Genomic DNA, 20,609 nt, shown 5'->3' on the forward strand with positions numbered 1-20,609 from the left:
GGCAATAATCTGATAATGGCTCGGATTCGTTGTTATCAAGAAAAATTTGTGTAATTCATTGAAGTCAATTCATACCTTTTATTACAGTTAGAGCAGAAACTCATGGAAAATACATTGTTCGATCGCACATTCCGGGACAGCGAAGGCAATATTGTTATAGCTCAGCCGCCAAATCTACCACTGAGTGTCGGGATTGTAGCTAGTTTATTAAAGCTCATTGTTACAACAGGGCAAATTAATTTAGCGCTGGATCTAGTAGCTTTTGGTTCTTTGTTTACTTGGGCTTGGGAAGAATTATTTCAAGGCGTAAATTACTTTCGTAGAGCATTAGGTCTGATTGTGCTTGTCGGTCTGATTGCCTCGAAACTTTTATAAGGAAGTGAGCATAAACAAATCGGAACCACCATGATTTTACCTCAACAATCTACGCCAACTTTTCTTTTGTTATTGGCATGATGAGTGAACTTTCAGATCTACAGATGACCTCGCGCTCGCTGAGGAGATTAGCTTGACTCCATAGCATTCTCTCCTTTCTCTTTAATACCGCAATTGTTGCCATGAGTATTAATACCATTGGCGGTTTAATTCAGTAATTACCGCAGATCTCACCTTTATAAACTACCCCCCAGAAGCCGAGTTTCTTGCGGAAACTCGGCTTCTGTGTACCTCCCTTATCTGAAAAGTGCTGTATAATGCTCTCTCAACAGCGAGTCATCCCGAAAATCCGAAACGATGTCCAACCAAGCGTCTGACCGTCTTAAACAAAATTCTGAAAAAATTATGGGGATGTGGGAGAAGCGGGCGCGTGATCAAGTCGATGCATCAACGCACCAAAATTCTCTTGTCTTGCAAGATTCCCTACCTCTGTACTTAAACCAACTGGTAGATGAACTCTCAAACAGAATTGTCAGGACACCTGCCCGCATCACAGCCGACGAGGTAGAAAGCACTCGGATTGGCAAGCTGCACGGGCATGAACGGGCGGGGTATGCTGACTACTCCATGACTCAACTCATTTTCGAGTATCACCTCCTCCGTCAAGTAATATTTCAAGTTTTAGAAGAAGAAGCACCTTTAGGAGTGGAGGATCGAGACATTATTATCGGCTCCATTGAGCAAGCAGTTAATGACGCGGCCACTCAATTCTCCGAAACGCTGCGAGATATTCAAGAACTATTTATGGTGACGCTAACTCACGACCTCAGAAATCCCATCAATGTCGTAAAAATGGGAACTCAACTAACTCTGCGGCGGCTTGAACGAGGAGACAGCCATATGGATGTGGCGGCGAGGATGCTCAGTGCGATCAATCGGCTGGATTCGATGATTCAAAATCTGCTTGATGCGAGTCGCCTGCGGGCAGGGCAGAGCTTAAAGATTGAATTTGATGACTGCGATTTTGTGATGCTAGTCCAAGAGGTTGTAGAAGATTTGAGCTTCGCGTATGGAGAGCGGTTTGTTGTGGTCTCTGATTCTGAGATCTGGGCTTTTTGCAGTCGTAAAGAAATACGGCGGGTGATTGAAAATTTAGCAATTAACGCTGTGAAATATGGTGCGCCTAGTACGCCGATTACACTGACACTCCAGCAAACAGAAACGCAGATCAGCCTTACTATCCATAATGAAGGTGATCCGATCGCCCTAGACGCTCAATCCATCCTATTTCAACAATTTCGTCGAACCATTTCTGCCGAGGAGCAAACCGGCTGGGGATTAGGATTATTTTTAGCAAAGAGTATTACTGAAGCGCATCAAGGGACACTTGCGGTTGAAAGTGCAGAGGGCAAGGGGACAAGCTTTATTATCAACTTACCTAAAGTTCTTGTTTAGTTGGCGACATTAAGACTAAGAATAAAAATAGGTTATAAAATAATGAATCCACAGTCCACATTTTGATCTGACCCAGAGAGGAAGCGATTCAGCAAAGGCGATCGCTCTACACCTGCTATTTTTAAGCCGTCTGTCGTGCGAAACAACGCCTTTCGGAATTGACAAATCAGCGATATATCTCAATACCGTTCAGTTAAGTTCGATCTCCCTGGCGCCCCCCTTAAAAAGAGGGGGGGACAAGAACTTGCTCAAAGTGGGTCTTCTTAAGGGGGATGCCAGGGGGATCTCCGAGGAATAAACAGTTTTAACTGAACCTACAGGATTTTAACTCACATTTTTAGTCACGAAATTTCAGTGCAGAATGCCCTGACAGCATCTGCAAACTGCTGGTTATGCTCCATTAATGCCATGTGTCCTCCTTTCTGTATAGTAACTAGCTCTGCTTGAGGTAATTCTGCTTTCATTCGCAGGCTAGCTGGGGGGGTAGTGGCGATATCTGAATCGCCGCATATTACCAACACAGGAATGTCAATTGATGGCAAAGTTTTTGTTTCGTCAAATTTGAGCATTCCCAGTGTGCCGCGAGCGAGAACGCCGGGAGAACCCAAGGCTGATAAGAAAGCTGAGAATTCTAATTGACCGCGCGTTTCAGTGCCTTTAAATCCCGATAATTCTACACTGATGTGCAGTGAACCATTGAGATAGCTCAGCCAAGTCATTCCCCACATAATGGGTTCAAGAGCTATGGTGAGATAGAGGATAGGTTGGAGCAGCGGCTTCTGCAAAGCGCGTAATAAACCGCTAAAAATAGCGGTTTTGAGAGGATTAGTATAAGTCGTATCTACCAGAATTAAACCAGCTACTCGACTACCGAGAAGTTCTGGGAAAAGCCGACTGAATGTTAGAGCAATCATGCCGCCCATGCTGTGTCCGAGTAGGATAACAGGTTTAGTTCCTGCTATGGCAATTACGGCTTCGAGATCGCGGGCAAATTTTTCTAGGGAGTAGTCGCTGTTTTTTGGTCGAGTGGATTTTCCCAGACCTGGAAGATCCCAAACAATCACTCGGAAGCGATCGGTTAGTTGTCGTTTTGCGTAATACCAAACCATACTGTTCGGCCCCCAACCGTGGGAGAGGATAATCGGCTGTCCGTCCTCTGGGCCGTAGAATTCTACTTGTAAAATAGTGCCATCAGGCCTCTCTACCCGCTGCACCGTACCCGTCCGCGTCGGCTTGGGTTCGTCAGCACCGGGGCGGCGGAACAACGGCAAACTGATAAAGCGGCCGCCAACAGACCAAAGAAGCATCAAGACTCCGCTGACTAAGTAGGAAATCCCTATAAGTTCGCCGATGTACCATTCATAGAGAATGTATATACCTCCGCCAAGTACCCCGACGGACAGCAGTCCCACCAGCCATAGGAACAGGAAATTGAAGGGCATGAACGGCATAAGCTGAAACCTTGGGTAGAAGTTGGGTTGCGGATTCACACAGAATCATACTCAGGTTAGGCCACAGTAAGCAAGCGGTAAGTTAAGCTCTTAATTTGTGCGCTGGTGGAATTTAATTTATTGATTTGCCCAAGTAATGACAGGATAACTCAAAATGTCCGAGCCAAAAATATCGAGTTCATCGCCAAATGCCAGAGATTCTGTCAGGGTGGAGTTAGTTGAGTTTTTATCTTACCTTCGCAGTCTAGATATTAATATTTTTATTGAGGGATCTCGCTTGCGCTGCAACGCTCCTGAAGGAATTATTACACCCGAACTACGCGCCGAAATTTCTCATAGAAAAACCGAAATAATTTCATTTTTAAAAGCAGCTAATCGTACTTCTAGTTTCACTCCTACACCGATTGTTCCTATGGGGCGGGACGGAAATCTACCGCTTTCCTTTGCACAGCAGCGCTTGTGGTTTCTCGACCAGTTAGTCCCGAACAATCCTTTTTATAATGTTCCCGCAGCATTGCGTTTGACAGGTTCGCTCAATTTTGCAGCGCTGCAACAAACCTTCAATGAAATTGTGCGCCGCCACGAAGCTTTACGCACGACTTTAGCAGTAGTTTCGGGCCAAGCTGTTCAGAGAATAGCTGCCGCTTTCCACCTCCCGATTAATGTAGTGGACTTGCGAAACTTGCCAAAGGAATCTCGACAAACTGAAGCAAACAGGCTCACTGCCCAGGAAGCTCAACGCTCTTTCAATTTGTCCAATGACTTGTTGCTGCGAGTCACATTATTGCAGTTAGATGATACCGAATATTTATTAATGCTGAATATGCACCACATTGTCTCCGATGGTTGGTCGATCGGAGTGCTAATCCAGGAGTTAGGTGCACTTTACACGGCATTTGCTAGCGAAAAACCTTCGCCTTTACCGGCTTTGTCGATCCAGTATGCTGATTTTGCAAAATGGCAGCGCGAATGGCTGCAAGGGGAAGTTTTAGAAACGCAGCTTGCTTACTGGCGGCAGCAGTTAAACGGTATTTCTATGCTAAATTTGCCTGCGGATCGACCCAGACCAGCAATTCAAAGTTACCGAGGCAAAAGGCAATTTTTGCAACTGCCAAAACAACTGAGCGAGGCTTTAGAAACGTTGAGCCAGCGCGAAGGAGTGACGCTGTTTATGACAATGCTGGCAGCTTTTAAAACGTTGCTTTACCATTACGCGCAGCAAGAAGATATTGTTGTAGGTTCGCCGATCGCCAATCGCAACCGCAGTGAAATTGAAGCATTAATCGGTTTTTTTGTTAACAGTTTGGTGTTGCGTACAGATTTGTCGGGAAATCCCACTTTTCTGGAACTATTAAACCGAGTCAAAGAGGTAGCATTAGGAGCTTACGCTCACCAAGATTTGCCGTTTGAGAAGTTAGTAGAAGAACTGCACCCCGATCGCGCGTTGAACCAAAATCCCTTATTTCAGGTGGCGTTTGCGCTGCAAAACACGCCGGGGAATCACTTAGAATTGCCAGAATTAACACTCAGCCCGCAGCAGTTAGATGTGGGTACAGCGCGGTTTGATTTGGAGTTTCATTTGTGGGAGCGATCGCCCAACAGCTCGGGAAGCAACCAATCGCCCAGCAATAAGCTGTGGGTTGATAGCTCAGAGGGCATCAGCGGCATGGTTATTTACAGCGCCGATTTATTTGATGAAGCTACGATTAGCCGCCTGATCGGGCATTTCCAAGCCTTGTTAGAAAGCATTGTGACAAATCCAGAACAGCGCATAGCAAACTTGCAATATTTGAGCGCCCAAGAGCGCGATCATTTGTTAGTTGAATGCAACAATACTCAGGCGGATTATCCGCAAGATTTGTGCATCCATCAGCTATTTGAAATGCAGGCGGATCGGACACCGGATGCGGTGGCGCTGGTATTTGGAGAGGAGCGAGTCACCTATCGAGAGCTAAATATCCGCAGCAACCAACTAGCACGTTATTTGCATAAAATGGGGGTTGGGGCGGAAGTTTTAGTCGGGCTTTGCTGCGGGCGATCGCTCGATCTGATCGTGGGGATGTTGGCTATCCTGAAAGCGGGAGGAGCTTACCTAATTTTAGATCCGAGCTATCCTGCTGAGCGATCGAGCTTTATGGTAAAAGATGCTCAATTATCTGTTGTGTTAACTCAGCAGCAATGGATAGAGAATTTGCGCTCGCCCCATTTACAGATAGTTTGTTTAGACACAGACTCGGAGATGATTTCCCAAGAAATCGCCGACAATCCCACCAGCGCCGCCACAGCCGAAAATCGGGTTTACGCGATTTACACATCCGGCTCCACGGGAAAGCCGAAAGGAGTTGAAATTGAGCACGGGAGCTTGTTAAATCTCGTTTTTTGGCATCAAAGAGAGTTTGGGGTGTCAGCGGGCGATCGAGCAACGCAAATTGCTGCGATCGGCTTTGATGCTTGCGGGTGGGAAATATGGCCTTATCTCGCCGCGGGAGCTAGCATCTACTTTCTAGAAGATGACATGAGGCGAGATCCTGAAAAACTGCAAAACTGGTTAGTATCAAACGCCATTACAATTAGCTTTTTGCCAACACCTTTAGCCGAGAAAGTTTTGCTATTAGATTGGCCTCAAACAACAGCGTTGCGAATCTTGCTCGCAGGCGGCGAAAAACTGCAACAACATCCTTTAAAATCCCATCCATTTAAGCTAGTAAATAATTACGGCCCAACCGAGAACACCGTCGTCACAACTTCCGGTTATATTCCTGTAACAGAGCACACAGACATCGCCCCGACAATTGGCCGCCCCATTGCTAACACTCAAATCTACATATTAGACAAATATTTGCAGCCAGTGGCGATCGGAGTTGTTGGCGAATTGTACATCGGCGGAAACGGACTCGCTCGCGGCTACCTCAACCGCCCTGATTTAACCGCAGAACGCTTTATTGTCAATCCTTTTAAACCAAATTCAGGAGAGCGAATTTACAAAACCGGCGACTTAGTGCGCTACAGAGGCGATCGCAACCTGGAATTTTTGGGACGCATTGACGAACAAGTAAAAATTCGCGGTTTCCGCATCGAATTAGGAGAAATCGAGACACTATTAACTCAACATCCGGCGGTGCAGCAAACTGTAGCAATAGCTTCGGAAGATGGACAGGGAGATAAACGTTTAGTAGCTTATATTGCCCTGAATGCAGAATATAGCGTTGCCCGCGAAAAAAACCAAATAATGCAATTGCAGGACGAACAGGTTTTGCAGTGGCAAATGCTCTACAATGAAACTTACAATCAACCTGCTGTTGAGTCAGATCCAACCTTTAACATTGTCGGCTGGAATAGCAGTTATACCAATCAGCCAATCCCAGCAGAACAGGTGCGCGACTGGGCGAACAATCAAGCCGCCCAAATTTTAGCTTTGCAGCCCAGCCGAGTGTTAGAAATTGGCTGCGGCACAGGTTTGTTGCTGTTCCAAATTGCGCCTCACTGCACTCAATATTGCGGCACCGACTTTTCACCTATTTCGCTCAACTATATTCAGCAGCACTTGGCAAATCAACAGTTAGCTAATGTAACGCTGCTTCAGAAAATGGCGACCGACTTTGAAGGAGTAGAGACAGCAGCTTTTGACGCGGTGATTCTCAATTCTGTCGTGCAATATTTCCCGAATATCGACTATCTCGTGCAGGTGCTAGAAGGTGCGGTGAAAGCAACTGCTCCCGGCGGCTTTATATTCATCGGAGATGTCCGCAGCTTGCCGTTGCTGGCAGCTTTCCACACTTCGGTACAACTGTATCAAGCCGAACCTTCTCTCGCTGGCGAACAGTTGCAGCAGCGAGTACAAATGCAAATTTTTCAAGAAACAGAGTTAGTTATTGAACCAGATTTTTTTAGCGCATTAAAGCACCGCTTTCCGCAGATTGAGGGCGTAGAGATGCAATTAATTCGCGGTAGTTATCACAATGAGTTAACTGATTTTCGGTACAATGCTATTCTGCATATTACGTCGGAAACAAATCCTCCCCAATCCCCGGCACAAGGGGAGTTGGGGGCATCGAAACGGCTGGATTGGTCGGCTGAAAATCAGAATCTGACTGTTACCAATGTGCAAGAAATATTATTGCAAAATCAACTCGATGTTTTAAGAATTGCTAATGTGCCTAATGCGCGGGTAACGGCAGCAGTTAAGGCGGCAGAGTTGCTGTCTGTTGTCGATAAATTTCCAACAGCAGGTCAGTTGCAGAAAGCCGTGGAAAAAGTCGAGGATTTAGGAGTCGATCCCGAAGCGTGGTATGCTTTGGAAGTTCCGTATAATGTTAATATTAGTTGGTCTAATTCTGACAGTCAAGGGCGCTACGATGTAGTGTTTGCACGGGGCGAAACTAGAGATTTTGTGCCAGAAACCAGAAGCGATAACTTGCGTCCTTGGCGCTCTTATGCTAACAATCCCTTACAAGGTAAAGTAGCACGGAAATTAGTGCCGCAGTTGCAGGCTTATCTAGCAGAAAAACTGCCGGAATATATGGTTCCGTCGGCTTTTGTGGTGCTGGAGTCGCTACCGGTGACGGCTAACGGAAAGGTCGATCGCCTCGCTTTGCCTGTACCGGAGCCGATTAAGTTAGAATGGGCTGGCGGTTATGTTGCGCCTCATACTTCTATTGAGGAAGTTTTAGTGAAAATTTGGGCTGAGGTTTTGGGGATAAAGCGAGTGGGTATCCGGGACAATTTCTTTGAATTGGGAGGCCATTCGCTGCTGGCGACTCAGCTTGTTTCTAGAGTGCGAGATGCTTTCGGGGTAGAGTTGCCTTTGCGCCGCGTTTTTGAAGCGCCGACAATTGCAGAATTATCTAAGATTGTTGAGAGTTTGAAAGATAAGAATGCTAAAAGTGAAGCTCCAGCTTTAGTGCCGATTTCGCGGGATAGTCGGCGGCGGAAGCTATCATCTTTTAATAGACCTATTGCATAAATTTTTGAGCGGTCAACCGCAGATATAAGGCAGATTAACGCAGATTAACGCAGATAATTTTAAGAGGGTTTGTGAATGAGTGCAAGAGATATAATCTAGAAAGTCAATAAAAATGATGGCTGTTGAACAGGTGCAATTTCGATAAATATGCAGCAAGAAATAGAAGTTTTTGTATTCCCCGCATCGTTTGCTCAGCAGCGGCTTTGGTTCCTCAATCAATTAGCACCGGGTAATCCTTTCTACAATGTCTCAACAGCGCTCCGCTTAACAGGTTCCCTCAACTTCAGATCTTTAGAGCAAACCTTCAACGAAATTGTGCAGCGGCACGAAAGTTTACGCACCACATTTACGCTTTTGGAAGGGGAACTCGTACAAGTTATTGCTCCCATTTTAACCGTATCTATCCCCACAATTGACTTACAAAATCTCTCGCCAACTCAGCAGCAAACCGCAGCGCTCCAACTCGCAACCGATGCAGCCCAATGCCCTTTCGATTTAGCCGCTGGGCCGTTATTCAAAGTAACGCTGTTACAACTCAGTGAAACAGAACATATATTGTTGCTGAATTTACATCATATTGTGGCTGATGGTTGGTCGATTGGAGTGCTAATTCGAGAGCTGGGAACGCTCTACACAGCATTTGTAAAAAATGGCATTTCGCACTTACCAGCACTGCCCGTGCAGTACGCCGACTTTGCAGAGTGGCAGCACCAATGGTTGCAGGGCGAAGTATTAGAAACCCAGTTAGCTTATTGGCGGCAGCAGTTAAACGGAATTACCACTCTTAATCTACCAACAGACAGGCAAAGACCAGCCGTTCCATCCTACCGGGGCGCTAAACAATTTATAACACTATCACCTGCTTTGAGCGAGGCGCTAAAGTCATTGAGCCAGCAAGAAAGCGCGACTTTATTTATCACTCTACTAGCCGCCTTTCAAACTTTGCTGTACCGCTATACAGGACAAGTAGATATTACAATAGGAACGCCGATCGCCAATCGCAACCTGAGCGAATTAGAAGCATTAATCGGTTTTTTTGTCAACAGTTTAGTGCTGCGTGCAGATTTATCAGGAAATCCAACTTTTCGGGAACTATTGCATCGGGTAAAAAACGTCGCAATGGCAGCCTACGCCCACCAAGATTTGCCCTTCGAGAAGTTGGTTGAGGAAATGCACCCCGATCGCGAGTTGAGCCGCAACCCCCTATTTCAACACAGTTTCAGCCTGCAAAACACTCCTGTAGCAGCGCTAGAATTGCCGGGAATCGCTTTCGAGGCGATCGACTTTGACGCGGGAACCGCCAAGCTAGATTTAGAGTGCCACTTGTGGGAAAATGCAGGAAGTATTCAAGGGCAATTTGTCTACAGCACAGATTTATTTGATAGCGGCACAATTGCGCGCATGGCGGGACATTTCCAAACGCTGCTCGAAGCCATTGTTGCCAATCCCAAACAGCACCTCAGCGACTTGCCTTTGCTGACAGCGCCAGAATACCAGCAATTATTAATCGATTGGAATGACACTCAGAGAGATTATTCGCAAAAGCAGTGTTTCCATCAGCTATTTGAAGATCGAGTCGCGCGATCCTCTTCGAGGGCTCCGCTAACGCCCGATGCTGTCGCCGCCGTCTTTGAAAACCAGCAGTTAACCTACCGCCAACTCAACAGCCAAGCCAACCAACTTGCACGTTACTTGCAGCAATTGGGAGCAGCACCAGAAGTTTTAGTGGGTCTTTGTGTAGAACGTTCCTTAGATGCGATCGTCGGATTGCTAGGCATTATCAAAGCAGGCGCAGCCTACCTGCCTTTAGATCCAACTTATCCTCAAGAGCGCCTTAACTTCATGTTAGAAGATGCTCAGGTGTCGATTTTGGTAACTCAGCAGCACTTAGCAAAAAACTTGACGCAGCCGGAAAATTACGGAGTTTTTTCAGTAGTGTGTTTGGACTCCGACAGAGAAATTATCGCCCGACAAAGCCCAGAAAACCCAACTACAAATATCCTACCAAAAAACCTAGCCTACGTCATTTACACATCTGGTTCAACCGGAAAACCCAAAGGCGTTCTAATCGAACATCGGGGACTTTACAACTTAGCCATAGCTCAAATAGAAGCTTTTAACTTAAACTCAAATCACCGCATTTTGCAATTCGCATCCCTGAGTTTTGATGCCTCAATCTTTGAGATTGTCATGGCATTAGGAACCGGAGCAACACTTTACTGTGCCAAGAAAGAATCTTTGTTGCCCGGACAAACATTAATCCAATTTTTGCAGGACAATGCTATTACCCACGCTACCCTCCCGCCCTCGCTGCTAGCTGTCCTTCCAAACGCCGAACTTCCCGCACTGCAAACAATCATCTGTGCTGGCGAATCCTGTTCCCCGGATATTGTTAAACGCTGGGCTTCCCGGCGCAGATTTTTTAACGCTTACGGCCCTACAGAAGCGACAGTCTGGTCAAGTTTGGCCGAAATTGGCGATTCCCTGCCCGATAGCTTCGCTTCACGCAAAAAACCGCCCATCGGCCGCCCAATAGCTAACACTCAACTCTATATTTTAGATAAAAATTTACAGCCTGTACCCGTTGGAATTCCCGGTGAATTGTACATCGGCGGCAGCGGATTGGCGCGAGGCTACCTGAACCGCCCCGAATTAACCGCCCAGCGATTTATTGCTAATCCGTTTAGCCAGAAAGCAGGAGAACGAATTTATAAAACTGGTGACTTAGCTCGCTATTTTCCCGACGGCAATATTGAGTTTTTAGGCCGCACTGACGAACAGGTAAAAGTTCGCGGTTATAGAATAGAATTGGGAGAAATTGAAGCCCTGCTGGTTCAGCATCCAGCAGTCAAAGAAACAGCGGCGGTTGCTGCGGATGATTTGTCTGGCAATAAACGCCTAGTTGCTTATGTCGTCCCCAATCACCAGACACTTAATCCCGGGGAAATACGCAATTTCCTCAAACAACAACTGCCCAATTACATGATTCCCAGCGCTTTTGTGGTAATGGATTTTTTGCCCCTAACTCCTAATGGCAAAATTGACCGCCTGCGCCTACCTGCATCAGGAACTCTAACTAGCAATTCAATAGATAAAAGCTGCATTGCACCTCGTACACCAACCGAGTCAACCCTCGCCCAAATTTGGGTCACAATTCTCAACGCAGAGTGCGTTGGCATTGGCGATAACTTCTTCGATTTGGGTGGAGATTCCCTGCTGGCAATCCGCCTCATCAATGAGATTAACCAGCAATTTCAGCGCGAGTTGCCGCTGTCTGCTCTTTTTTTAAATCCTACAATTGAAGGTTTAGCAGATTCGCTATCTTCAGAAACAAATTCTCTGGAATGGTCGCCTTTAGTTGCAATTAAGCCTCGCGGTAAAAATCCCCCGTTCTTCTGCGTCCATCCCATCTTTGGCGTCGTGTTTCCTTATGTCGAGTTAGCCTTTGGGCTAGGAGAAAATCAACCGTTTTACGGGCTGCAACCAAAGGGTATTGACGGCGAAAGTTCTCCGCTAACTAGCATTGAAGACATGGCGGCTGACTACATCGCAGCTTTGCGTACCGTTCAACCAAAAGGGCCTTATTTTTTAGGAGGCTGGTCTTTTGGAGGTTTGGTTGCTTTTGAGATGGCTCAACAGTTGCTCGCAGCGGGGGATGAAGTGGCTTTACTTGCTGTGCTGGATACTTTAGCGCCGGTTTCTGCTAACAAACCTTCTTTTTGGGACGGTTGCAAGTTTATTCTGACTACTGTTTCGCGCTCTATCTGGCCTTTTGTAGTAGATTATTTTCGCTTGGTGGCTGCTGCGGAAAATGTTCAAAGTGGCGGTATTGCTGCCAAATTTCCGAAATTAAATAAGATGCTTAATTTGGCAGCTAATTTTTTGCATCGCTGGAATTGGAAACAGGCCGTTATGGTTAGCATCCTATCTCAGGAGTCAAAAGAACGGAGCTGGCGCGAGCTGGCAATTCCCTCAATGTTTACTGTATTTCAGGCTAACAGTCAAGCAACTCTCAGCTATGTACCGAAAATTTATCCGCAGCGAATTACTCTGTTTAGATCGAGGGAACAGCTAAGCATGAGTCATCAAGATCCGACTCTTGGCTGGAGTGAATTAACGACGGAAAAAGTAGAGGTGATTAGAGTTCCTGGGAATCATCTTACTATGCTGAGAAAGCCCTGCGTCGAGGTGCTGGCTCAACAGCTAAAGCATTGCTGGGAGAAGGAATTAAGTCATTGAGTGGCCCGCGTGCTGGTGTGCCACAACCGGGTGTGATGTGCGAAAGCGCTATTAGTCCTGAATCTGATCTTCATCTGCGTGAATCAGCGTCCATCCATTGTCATCTGCGGTTTGCATTCTCTTTCTTTAACCGCAGATGAGGGCAGATAAACACAGATTAACGCAGATGAATTCTATCAATTTCGGTTGCACCATTCATCTAAAATCTAAAATTGCCCAATGGATTGCGCGATGCTGAAGATGATAGCACCCAAACCTGCTGCGATCGGAATTGTCACCAGCCAAGCCGAACCAATTGACAGCAAAGTTTCCAAGCGTACTGTTTTCCAAGCTTTGATCAGCCCGACTCCGACGACTGCACCCACTAAAGCGTGGGATGTGGAAACTGGCAAACCGAAGCGGGATGCTAGCAAGACTGTGGTGGCTGTGGCTAATTCCGCGCAAAATCCGCCGCTTGGTTGGAGTTCGATGATCTTTTCGCCGACTGTGGCAATTACATTTTTGCCCCAGATGGCTAAACCGATGACTATTCCTGCGCCTCCGACGACTAAAATCCACAGTGGTACGCTGAAATCTTCTGAGGGAAAGGAACCTGTGCGCCGGATGTAGGCGATCGCAGCTAGGGGAGCAACGGCATTTCCTACGTCGTTGGAACCGTGGGAAAATGCTACAAAACAGGCGCTCAAGACTTGAAATCTCGCCATTTGTTGCTCGATGGGAGAGTGGGGTACTGTCGGAGTGGGGGAGGAGTTTGTACTTGGGCCGAATCCCTTATCTCCTCTTGCTTCTTCCTTTTTCCTTCTTCCTTCTTCCTTCTCAACTGATTCTAATTTTTTCCAGCTAGTGAGTGTCAAGACGATCGCCCCAATACTCCCAATGCCAATGACAATATCGTGAGTTGGAAGATTCCAGCCAAATCGATCGTGCGCGGCGGCGATCGCCCCTGTCTGCACCAAAGCGACATTCACAACAGAGGGCAGTACAATTATCCCAAATACGCTCAGCATTGCTGCACTCAGCCAAGGTATCCACTCGCGCATTTGAGATAGAGGATCTGGCCGATCGAGAATCGAATACTTCACCACACTGTAAAATAGTGCGGCTAAAGCACCGCTGGCAACAGGTGTCGCCACCCAAGTTAGGGAGATGGTGCCGATGGTTCGCCAATCAACTGCATTAATTCCGGCTGCAACACAGCTAAAACCCGCGATCGCGCCCACCACTGCATGGGATGAAGAAACCGGCAAACCTCGACTGGTAGCGATTTGCAGCCAGATCCCGCAAGCTATCAGCACTGACACCATCCCGATTAAAAATACTTGCGGCTGGGTAGAGAACACATCTGCATTCACAACTCCTGTTGCGAGAGTTTCGGAAACTCCTTGGCCGAACAGCACTGCGCCGGAAAACTCCAGTATGCCTGCAACAATTATTGCCTGCCGCAGCGTTAGCGCCTTCGAGCCTACGGATGTCCCCATCGAGTTAGCGACATCGTTGGCCCCCAAGTTGGCGGCGACGTACAAGGCCAGTGCAGCCATTGCCCCTAGTTGCAGAAATACGACTCCAGAGGTATCTAACATAGAAATTTTTTGACATAAAACGGGCATTTCGATATATGATAAGGGATTGTGAGTTTTGGTAAATCCGATGAAAGGCGCAGAAATAATCCGTTCAATCGAGACGGCAGAAATAAATAGAGTCAAGGTAGAACTCAGCAAAGTTCTCCCCGAAATTTACGTGGGCGACACAGTGCGAGTCGGCGTAAGAATTAAAGAGGGTAACAAAGAACGGGTTCAGCCCTACGAAGGGACTGTGATTGCCATGCGTAACGGCGGGATTAATGAAACAATCACCGTCCGCCGCGTGTTTCAGGGCGTCGGAGTGGAACGGGTGTTTTTGATTCACTCGCCCCGCATCGCCACGATCCAAGTGATGCGCCGCGGGAAAGTCCGCAGAGCAAAACTTTACTACCTGCGCGATCGGGTGGGCAAAGCTACTCGCGTCAAACAGCGGTTCGATCGCTCCCTGTAGGAATGCACCCAGCTTCCCTTTTGTTCATGGTTCATGGGAAATTGAGAAATTTCAAAAAAAAGTTTCCCATTTAGGAGCGCACTGTGTTAAAATAGAAATCTAGAGGTTAAGCGAATTTCAGCAACCTCACCTGTGCGCTCTTAGTTCAGTTGGTAGAACGCAGGTCTCCAAAACCTGATGTCGGGGGTTCAAGTCCTCCAGGGCGCGCTGAATCACCAAACTTTAAATTCTGCCCGAAAGCGCCCGGATTATTGGCTGGCAACAGTCAAAACCGCAAACTTTCGGGTAGAATTAATTTTTGTGGGCGGTTCGCAAAAAATGCCATCAACAAATGCTCGGTGTGGCTTCTTGATCGTCGGTTTCGGCGATCGGCATTTACGCCGTTGATTGGTTGGGCTTGTAAAAAATTCGTGGCTTTGGATTTGAGATTTTGGACTTGAGCGTAAGTGGTTAGTGTCAAAAAATCAGAGAGCCGCGGGCCACTCACACGATCTAAAATCTAAAATCTAAAATCGCAAGGGGGATTAAATCGTGGCGAAAAAAGACGAAGCTCAAGAAACTCAAGAAATAACGGCGCCTGGGTTTAACCCTGCGGGTTTTTTTAAGGAAACTAGAGAAGAACTCGACAAAGTGGTTTGGCCGAGCCGGCAGCAGCTAATCAGCGAGTCTTTGGCCGTGCTTTTGATGGTAATCCTCTCAGCAAGCCTGATCTATTTTGTGGATAATTTTTTTAACTGGGGCGCGGGAAAGGTGTTTGGGCCATGACTTTTGCATCAGAAGAATCGGAGTATTCCACAGAAGCGACGGGACAGGCAGCATCGCCAGATGTGCCGGAGATTGATGCTCGCTGGTATGCTGTTCAAGTTGCCTCTGGCTGCGAGAAGCGGGTGAAGGCAAACTTGGATCAGCGGATTCAAACTTTGGATGTTGCCGATCGCATCGTTCAAGTGGAAATTCCGCAAACTCCGGCGATCAAAGTCGGCAAAGACGGTTCCAGGCGGCAGTCAGATGAAAAAATCTTTCCCGGCTACGTACTCATCCGTATGTTTATGGACGAGGATACGTGGCAGGTGATCAAGAATACCCCGAATGTAATTAATTTTGTCGGGGCAGAGCAGAAACGCCGCTACGGGCGCGGCAGGGGTCACGTCAAACCGCTACCTCTGAGTCATTCGGAAGTAGAACGGATCTTCAGAAACGCTCAGGAATCAGAACCAGTTGTCAAAGTATCGATGTCTACTGGAGACCACGTTGTGGTACTTTCCGGGCCATTTAAAGATTTTGAAGGTGATGTGATTGAAGTTAGCCCGGAACGAAACAAGCTCAAAGTTTTACTCTCGATTTTTGGGCGCGATACGCCTGTAGAATTGGAGTTCAATCAGGTTCAGAAACAGAACTAACTAATGGCAAAGAAAGTTGTTGCAGTAATTAAGTTGGCGATTACGGCGGGAAAAGCCAACCCAGCTCCTCCGATCGGCCCAGCCCTGGGTCAGCACGGCGTCAATATTATGATGTTTTGCAAGGAGTACAATGCTAGAACCGCAGACCAAGCAGGTCTGGTGGTTCCGGTAGAAATTTCGGTTTTTGAAGACCGCAGTTTTACGTTTATTCTCAAAACCCCGCCGGCGTCGGTTTTGATTCAAAAAGCGGCTGGCATTGCTAAGGGTTCGGGAGAACCTAACCGCAAGCAAGTAGGGACTATTACACAGGCTCAGTTACGAGAAATCGCTGAAACCAAAATGCCTGACCTCAACGCTAATGATGTTGAGGCTGCTATGAAAATTGTGGCAGGAACGGCTAAAAATATGGGCGTGGCGATCGCGGACTGAAGGAAGAAGGAAGAAGGAAGAAGGAAGAAGGAAGAAGGAAGATTTTTCCTAGTCCAAGTTCCAAATTGCTAATCCAAAATTCCTGATTTTGAAGCTCAAATCTTCAATCTAAAATCCAAAATCCAAAATCCAAAATCGATCGGTTCAGGGGGAGAAGCAAAGCTTCGCTAGTAACCGAAAACGAGTAGATTTTAAGATTGTCCGATAGGTTCAATCTAAAATCTAAAATCTAAAATCTAAAATCGACTGACCCCAGGAGATAACAATGGCAAAGAAAGTATCACGAAGACTGCAAGAACTTCAAAAGAAAGTTGAAGACAGACCTTATCTACCGCTGGAAGCTCTGCAACTTTTGAAAGAAACAGCAACCGCTAAGTTTGGCGAAGCTGCTGAAGCTCACATCCGTTTGGGAATTGACCCGAAATATACTGACCAACAGTTGCGGACAACTGTATCGCTACCAAAAGGAACTGGTCAAGTAGTCAGAATTGCGGTGATTGCTAAGGGCGAAAAAGTTAAAGAAGCTCTGAGTGCCGGCGCGGATATTGCTGGTTCTGAAGAGTTGATCGATGAAATTCAGAAGGGCATGATGGACTTCGATTGCCTGATTGCTACCCCAGACGTGATGCCGTTGGTGGCAAAATTGGGTCGGTTGTTGGGCCCGCGTGGTTTGATGCCTTCTCCGAAAGGTGGCACGGTGACGACTGACCTTGCTCAGGCGATCAACGAGTTTAAAGGTGGTAAACTAGAATTCCGTGCCGATCGAACTGGCATCGTTCATGTTATGTTTGGCAAGGCAGCTTTCTCAGCGGAAGATTTGCTGGTCAACCTTCATGCTTTGCAAGAAACTGTTGACCGCAACCGTCCTTCTGGTGCAAAAGGTCGCTACTGGCGCAGTTTGTACGTATCCGCAACAATGGGCCCGTCGATCGAAGTCGATATCAGTGCCCTGCGCGATACCAAACTTGATGCTGCGTAGAAAGAATTAAGCAGAAGGCAGAAGGTAAAAGACAGCTTCGGCTGTCTGTGTAAATCTCTCACAAGATTTGCGTCATAGCCTTGCTATGTCTGCCTTCTAGTGATAGCCTAATCAAAAATCAATAAGCTGAAGACCGCAGGTGCCGATCGCTTAATTTCCTGCCGAGGCTGAAGAAATAAAAACTCAAGATTCAAAGATTAGAAAATTTCTATTTTTTAATTCTGACTTGTTAATTTTTAATTCTCTGCCCCGGCTCGAAGGTCGGGGTTTTTGACGGGCAATTTTCGATCCTAAAAGGAGGTGAAATAAGTATGGGCAAAACTTTAGCAGTAAAAAATGAGATTATTGCAGACCTCAAGCAAACCTTGAGCGAATCTCAACTGGCGATCGTGATTGACTACACGGGCTTAACTGTTGCTGAAATTACAGATTTGCGTCGGCGTTTGCGTCCGAAAGGCAGCAGTTGCCAAGTGGCAAAAAACACGCTGATGCGAATTGCGGTTGAAGGCAACGAAACCTGGCAGCCGATCCAGGAATTGCTGACCGGTACGTCGGCGTTTCTGTTCGTGCAAGAAGATATTGGCGGCGCGATTAAAGCTTACCAAGAATTCCAAAAAGTCTCTAAGAAGACTGAACTTCGCGGCGGCGTGATGGAAGGACGGGTGCTGAAAGAAGCTGATGTTAAAGCATTAGCTGATCTGCCGTCGAAAGAACAACTCATGGCTCAAATTGCTGGCGCTATCAACGGTGTCGCAACCAAGTTGGCTGTGGGTATCAATCAAGTTCCTACTTCGATCGCTCGCGGTCTTAAAGCTTATGCTGAAAAAGACGGCGATTCAGCAGCAGTAGAAGCTGAAGCAGAAGCACCAGCACAACCTGAAGCAGAAGCACCAGCAGAAGCTGAAAGCACATCTGCGTAAGTCATTAGTAATTAGTCACGAGTCAAGAGTCGTTAGTTTTGAGAAACAAACTCATGACTGGAGACGAGAAACTCATAATTAATGAGCAATCCACAATCCACAATCCACAATCTACAATCGAACTAGGAGTTCAAACAATGTCTACTGCAACTGATGAAATCTTGGACAAACTTAAGTCTTTAACTTTGCTCGAAGCATCTGAATTGGTCAAGCAAATTGAAGAAGCTTTCGGCGTCAGCGCCGCTGCTCCTGTAGGCGGCATGATGATGATGCCCGGTATGGCTGGTGGAGCCGCTCCTGAACCAGTAGAAGAGCAAACCGAGTTTACTGTCATGCTGGAAGAAGTTCCTGCTGACAAGAAAATCGCTATTCTGAAGGAAGTCCGCGCAATTACTGGTCTGGGCCTGAAGGAAGCAAAAGACTTGGTAGAAGCCGCACCGAAGGCAGTTAAGGAAGCTATTGCTAAGGAAGCTGCTGAAGAAATGAAGAAACAGCTTGAAGCTGTGGGCGCAAAGATTTCTATCAAGTAGTCAGAGAATGTAGTTGATATCAATTCCGGTGACACCGGAATGATGGTTAACACTTAACAGTTAACTGTTAACTATTCCCTAAAATTAATCGCGCGATAGTTACATCTCTCGCGCGATTAATTTTAGGGGTAGGGAAACGGCATTGCCGTGTCCTATTAGATTTTAGAGGTGGCTTCCATTTGCCGCACGACTGTTAAAGCAGAATAGGAAACACCGGCAGTGCCTTCTCCGGGATGGGTGGAGTCGCCTACTAACCACAAATTTTTAATTGGTGTGCGGTTGGCAAATCCGAAGGGGCCGAAGGTTGGTATTCGCTGCCCGATGCCACCCACAACGCCTCTATCTCTGGCTGTGTAGCGGGCAAAGGTGCGGGGTGTGGCGGCTTCTTGGTGTACGATCGCCTCTGGCGTCAAATTGAAATATTCGCTCAAACGGGCGATCGCCCCTGCGGTATATTTTTGCTTTAATCCTTCATAATCAACCGAATTCCACCACATTCGAGTATCAGTAAATGATGAAGCGATAATTGTCGCCATTCCCTTCGGTGCTCGGCCATCTCCCGGATGGCTGACAGAAACAAATAATGAATTATTCTCCCCAATCTCGCCGTGGTAATCGTAGAGAAACTGAAGGTGCGGCGGACAATTGGCCGGAATTGCGCTTTCATGCACTCCCAAATAGATGACAAATGCACCGGATGCGGGCGGCAATTTATCAACTCGATATTTGTAGCCTGCCATTTGACTTGGGAGTTTGTTTGTTGTCTCTGAAGTCTCTGATTTAACCGATAAATTATCTGTTAAATTGCCGATACTTGGCTCGCTTGACATCAATTTTACTAGATTTTGCGCGGTCACGTTGGCAACCATGCGATCGGCAGTTTCTGTCCAAACTTCCCCGGTTTTTTGATTGCGAATCACTGTACCGATTGCTTTGCCGTTGGCGGTGACAATACTTTCAACTGTGTGCCGCAACAAAACTTTGCCGCCGTAGAGTTCGATCGCCCCTACGAGTCGATCGCTCAACACCTGCATACTTCCTTCTAGATGATACAATCCCTGTGGCTCTTGCGAAACTCCTAAAGCCGTCGCCGCGTAAAGTAGCGCCGTTTCTTCGGTATCGACTTGAGAATACAATTTTAACTGCAAATCCAGAAAAGTTCTCAAGCGCAAATTGTCTCCCAACCCGCAAAGCCGCAAAGCATCTCCCACTGTCATAAAAGTGAAAGGCAAAGTAATTAAAGTATCGGGGCGAACAGCTTGAATTAGTTGCCAAAAATCCCAGAAGTTTCTGGGCGGTAAAACTGGATCGCGCCCTTGAAATTTCCAGCTAGCTTTGAACAATGCCGACAATAATTGCCAAAAAGGTTCGCTTCCGGGAAACTGCCGCTGTCTTTCTTCCTGCCACTTTTGCGGATCTCGCCACACGCTAATCGGTGCGGTTTCTCCCGGCAAAAACACCGCACAAGCTGGATCGCAGGGTGTGGCGGCGGGAAGTTCTATGTCTAATTCTGAGAAAATTCGGTGATGAATGCCTCCGGGTTCCAATCCTGCAACCTGCGTGGCGCCGACATCGAAGGTAAAGCCTTTGCGTTTGAAGGTGGAAGCGCATCCGCCGGGGACGATCGCCTGGTCTAAGACTAGCACTTTGTATCCTCTGCGGGCTAGCAGGGCGGCGGCTGTCAGCCCGCCGATTCCGCCTCCAATTACCGTGACGCGGCCCTTAGTGTCTGCTGGATTGGATTTGCCAAAAGGGGTAGGAGCGCCTCTCATAATCTATTTTTTGTAATATTTCTTAATAGTATGCTCATATTTTGCAATAAAAAGCTCTTGTAGCG

15 protein-coding genes, 1 tRNA gene and 1 other annotated feature are annotated in these 20,609 nt (G+C 47.0%); of the genes, 13 read left to right on the forward strand and 3 right to left on the reverse strand.

Going from position 1 to position 20,609, the window contains the following annotated elements; genetic code table 11:
- Window positions 1-102 precede the first annotated feature (102 nt).
- Entirely contained in the window at window positions 103-375 is a 273-nt protein-coding gene (locus QT994_RS14585; protein ID WP_333047687.1) for a hypothetical protein, read from the forward strand.
- A 357-nt stretch (window positions 376-732) separates the two neighbouring features.
- Window positions 733-1,830 (forward strand): HAMP domain-containing sensor histidine kinase, encoded by a 1,098-nt coding sequence (locus tag QT994_RS14590; protein ID WP_333175683.1) that lies wholly within the window; start codon window positions 733-735, stop codon window positions 1,828-1,830.
- A gap of 341 nt (window positions 1,831-2,171) precedes the next feature.
- Here the strand turns inward: QT994_RS14590 and QT994_RS14595 are convergent, their stop codons facing one another.
- Window positions 2,172-3,320, reverse strand: coding sequence for an alpha/beta hydrolase (locus QT994_RS14595; RefSeq protein WP_333175685.1), 1,149 nt, complete (start codon window positions 3,318-3,320; stop codon window positions 2,172-2,174).
- Between the two features lie 115 nt (window positions 3,321-3,435).
- Between QT994_RS14595 and QT994_RS14600 the strand changes: the two genes are divergently transcribed.
- Complete coding sequence (locus tag QT994_RS14600; protein ID WP_333175687.1) at window positions 3,436-8,244, forward strand: amino acid adenylation domain-containing protein; 4,809 nt, start codon at window positions 3,436-3,438, stop codon at window positions 8,242-8,244.
- A gap of 147 nt (window positions 8,245-8,391) precedes the next feature.
- Window positions 8,392-12,483 carry an amino acid adenylation domain-containing protein gene (locus tag QT994_RS14605; protein WP_333175689.1) on the forward strand — a complete coding sequence of 1,364 codons (4,092 nt, stop codon included), beginning with the start codon at window positions 8,392-8,394 and terminating at the stop codon, window positions 12,481-12,483.
- A gap of 206 nt (window positions 12,484-12,689) precedes the next feature.
- Here QT994_RS14605 and QT994_RS14610 read toward each other — a convergent pair whose 3' ends face one another.
- Complete coding sequence (locus QT994_RS14610; protein WP_445243913.1) at window positions 12,690-14,090, reverse strand: inorganic phosphate transporter; 1,401 nt, start codon at window positions 14,088-14,090, stop codon at window positions 12,690-12,692.
- A gap of 40 nt (window positions 14,091-14,130) precedes the next feature.
- On the opposite strand from QT994_RS14610, the gene rplS reads away from it, so the two are divergent.
- The 9 genes from rplS (at window position 14,131) to rplL (ending at window position 18,772) form a co-directional block, all read left to right on the forward strand.
- Complete coding sequence (rplS, locus tag QT994_RS14615) at window positions 14,131-14,514, forward strand: 50S ribosomal protein L19 (RefSeq protein ID WP_333047681.1); 384 nt, start codon at window positions 14,131-14,133, stop codon at window positions 14,512-14,514.
- A gap of 134 nt (window positions 14,515-14,648) precedes the next feature.
- Window positions 14,649-14,721, forward strand: a tRNA-Trp gene (locus tag QT994_RS14620).
- Window positions 14,692-14,901: a hypothetical protein gene (locus QT994_RS14625; protein WP_333047680.1), complete on the forward strand. Its 210-nt coding sequence runs from the start codon at window positions 14,692-14,694 to the stop codon at window positions 14,899-14,901. Before QT994_RS14620 ends, QT994_RS14625 begins: the two co-directional genes overlap by 30 nt.
- 144 nt (window positions 14,902-15,045) lie before the next feature.
- Window positions 15,046-15,279, forward strand: coding sequence for a preprotein translocase subunit SecE (gene secE / locus QT994_RS14630; protein ID WP_332980948.1), 234 nt, complete (start codon window positions 15,046-15,048; stop codon window positions 15,277-15,279).
- On the forward strand, window positions 15,276-15,914 hold the full coding sequence (gene nusG / locus QT994_RS14635) for a transcription termination/antitermination protein NusG (protein ID WP_242721257.1): 639 nt from the start codon (window positions 15,276-15,278) through the stop codon (window positions 15,912-15,914). The genes secE and nusG overlap by 4 nt, the downstream gene beginning before the upstream one ends.
- 3 nt (window positions 15,915-15,917) lie before the next feature.
- Window positions 15,918-16,343 (forward strand): 50S ribosomal protein L11, encoded by a 426-nt coding sequence (gene rplK / locus QT994_RS14640; RefSeq protein WP_006635588.1) that lies wholly within the window; start codon window positions 15,918-15,920, stop codon window positions 16,341-16,343.
- A 265-nt stretch (window positions 16,344-16,608) separates the two neighbouring features.
- Complete coding sequence (gene rplA / locus QT994_RS14645; protein WP_333047679.1) at window positions 16,609-17,322, forward strand: 50S ribosomal protein L1; 714 nt, start codon at window positions 16,609-16,611, stop codon at window positions 17,320-17,322.
- A 108-nt stretch (window positions 17,323-17,430) separates the two neighbouring features.
- Window positions 17,431-17,604: a sequence feature (ribosomal protein L10 leader region), on the forward strand.
- Window positions 17,605-17,633: 29 nt separating this feature from the next.
- Entirely contained in the window at window positions 17,634-18,242 is a 609-nt protein-coding gene (rplJ, locus tag QT994_RS14650; RefSeq protein WP_333175693.1) for a 50S ribosomal protein L10, read from the forward strand.
- 137 nt (window positions 18,243-18,379) lie between these two features.
- The gene (gene rplL / locus QT994_RS14655) at window positions 18,380-18,772 is read left to right on the forward strand and encodes a 50S ribosomal protein L7/L12 (RefSeq protein WP_333047677.1); all 393 of its coding nucleotides are present in this window, start codon (window positions 18,380-18,382) and stop codon (window positions 18,770-18,772) included.
- A 155-nt stretch (window positions 18,773-18,927) separates the two neighbouring features.
- Here rplL and crtD read toward each other — a convergent pair whose 3' ends face one another.
- Window positions 18,928-20,544: a C-3',4' desaturase CrtD gene (gene crtD / locus QT994_RS14660; protein WP_333175695.1), complete on the reverse strand. Its 1,617-nt coding sequence runs from the start codon at window positions 20,542-20,544 to the stop codon at window positions 18,928-18,930.
- Between the last annotated feature and the right edge of the window lie 65 nt (window positions 20,545-20,609).

Origin of the sequence: Microcoleus sp. S13_B4, from assembly GCF_036700885.1 — a bacterium.
Classification (GTDB): Bacteria; Cyanobacteriota; Cyanobacteriia; order Cyanobacteriales; family Microcoleaceae; genus Microcoleus.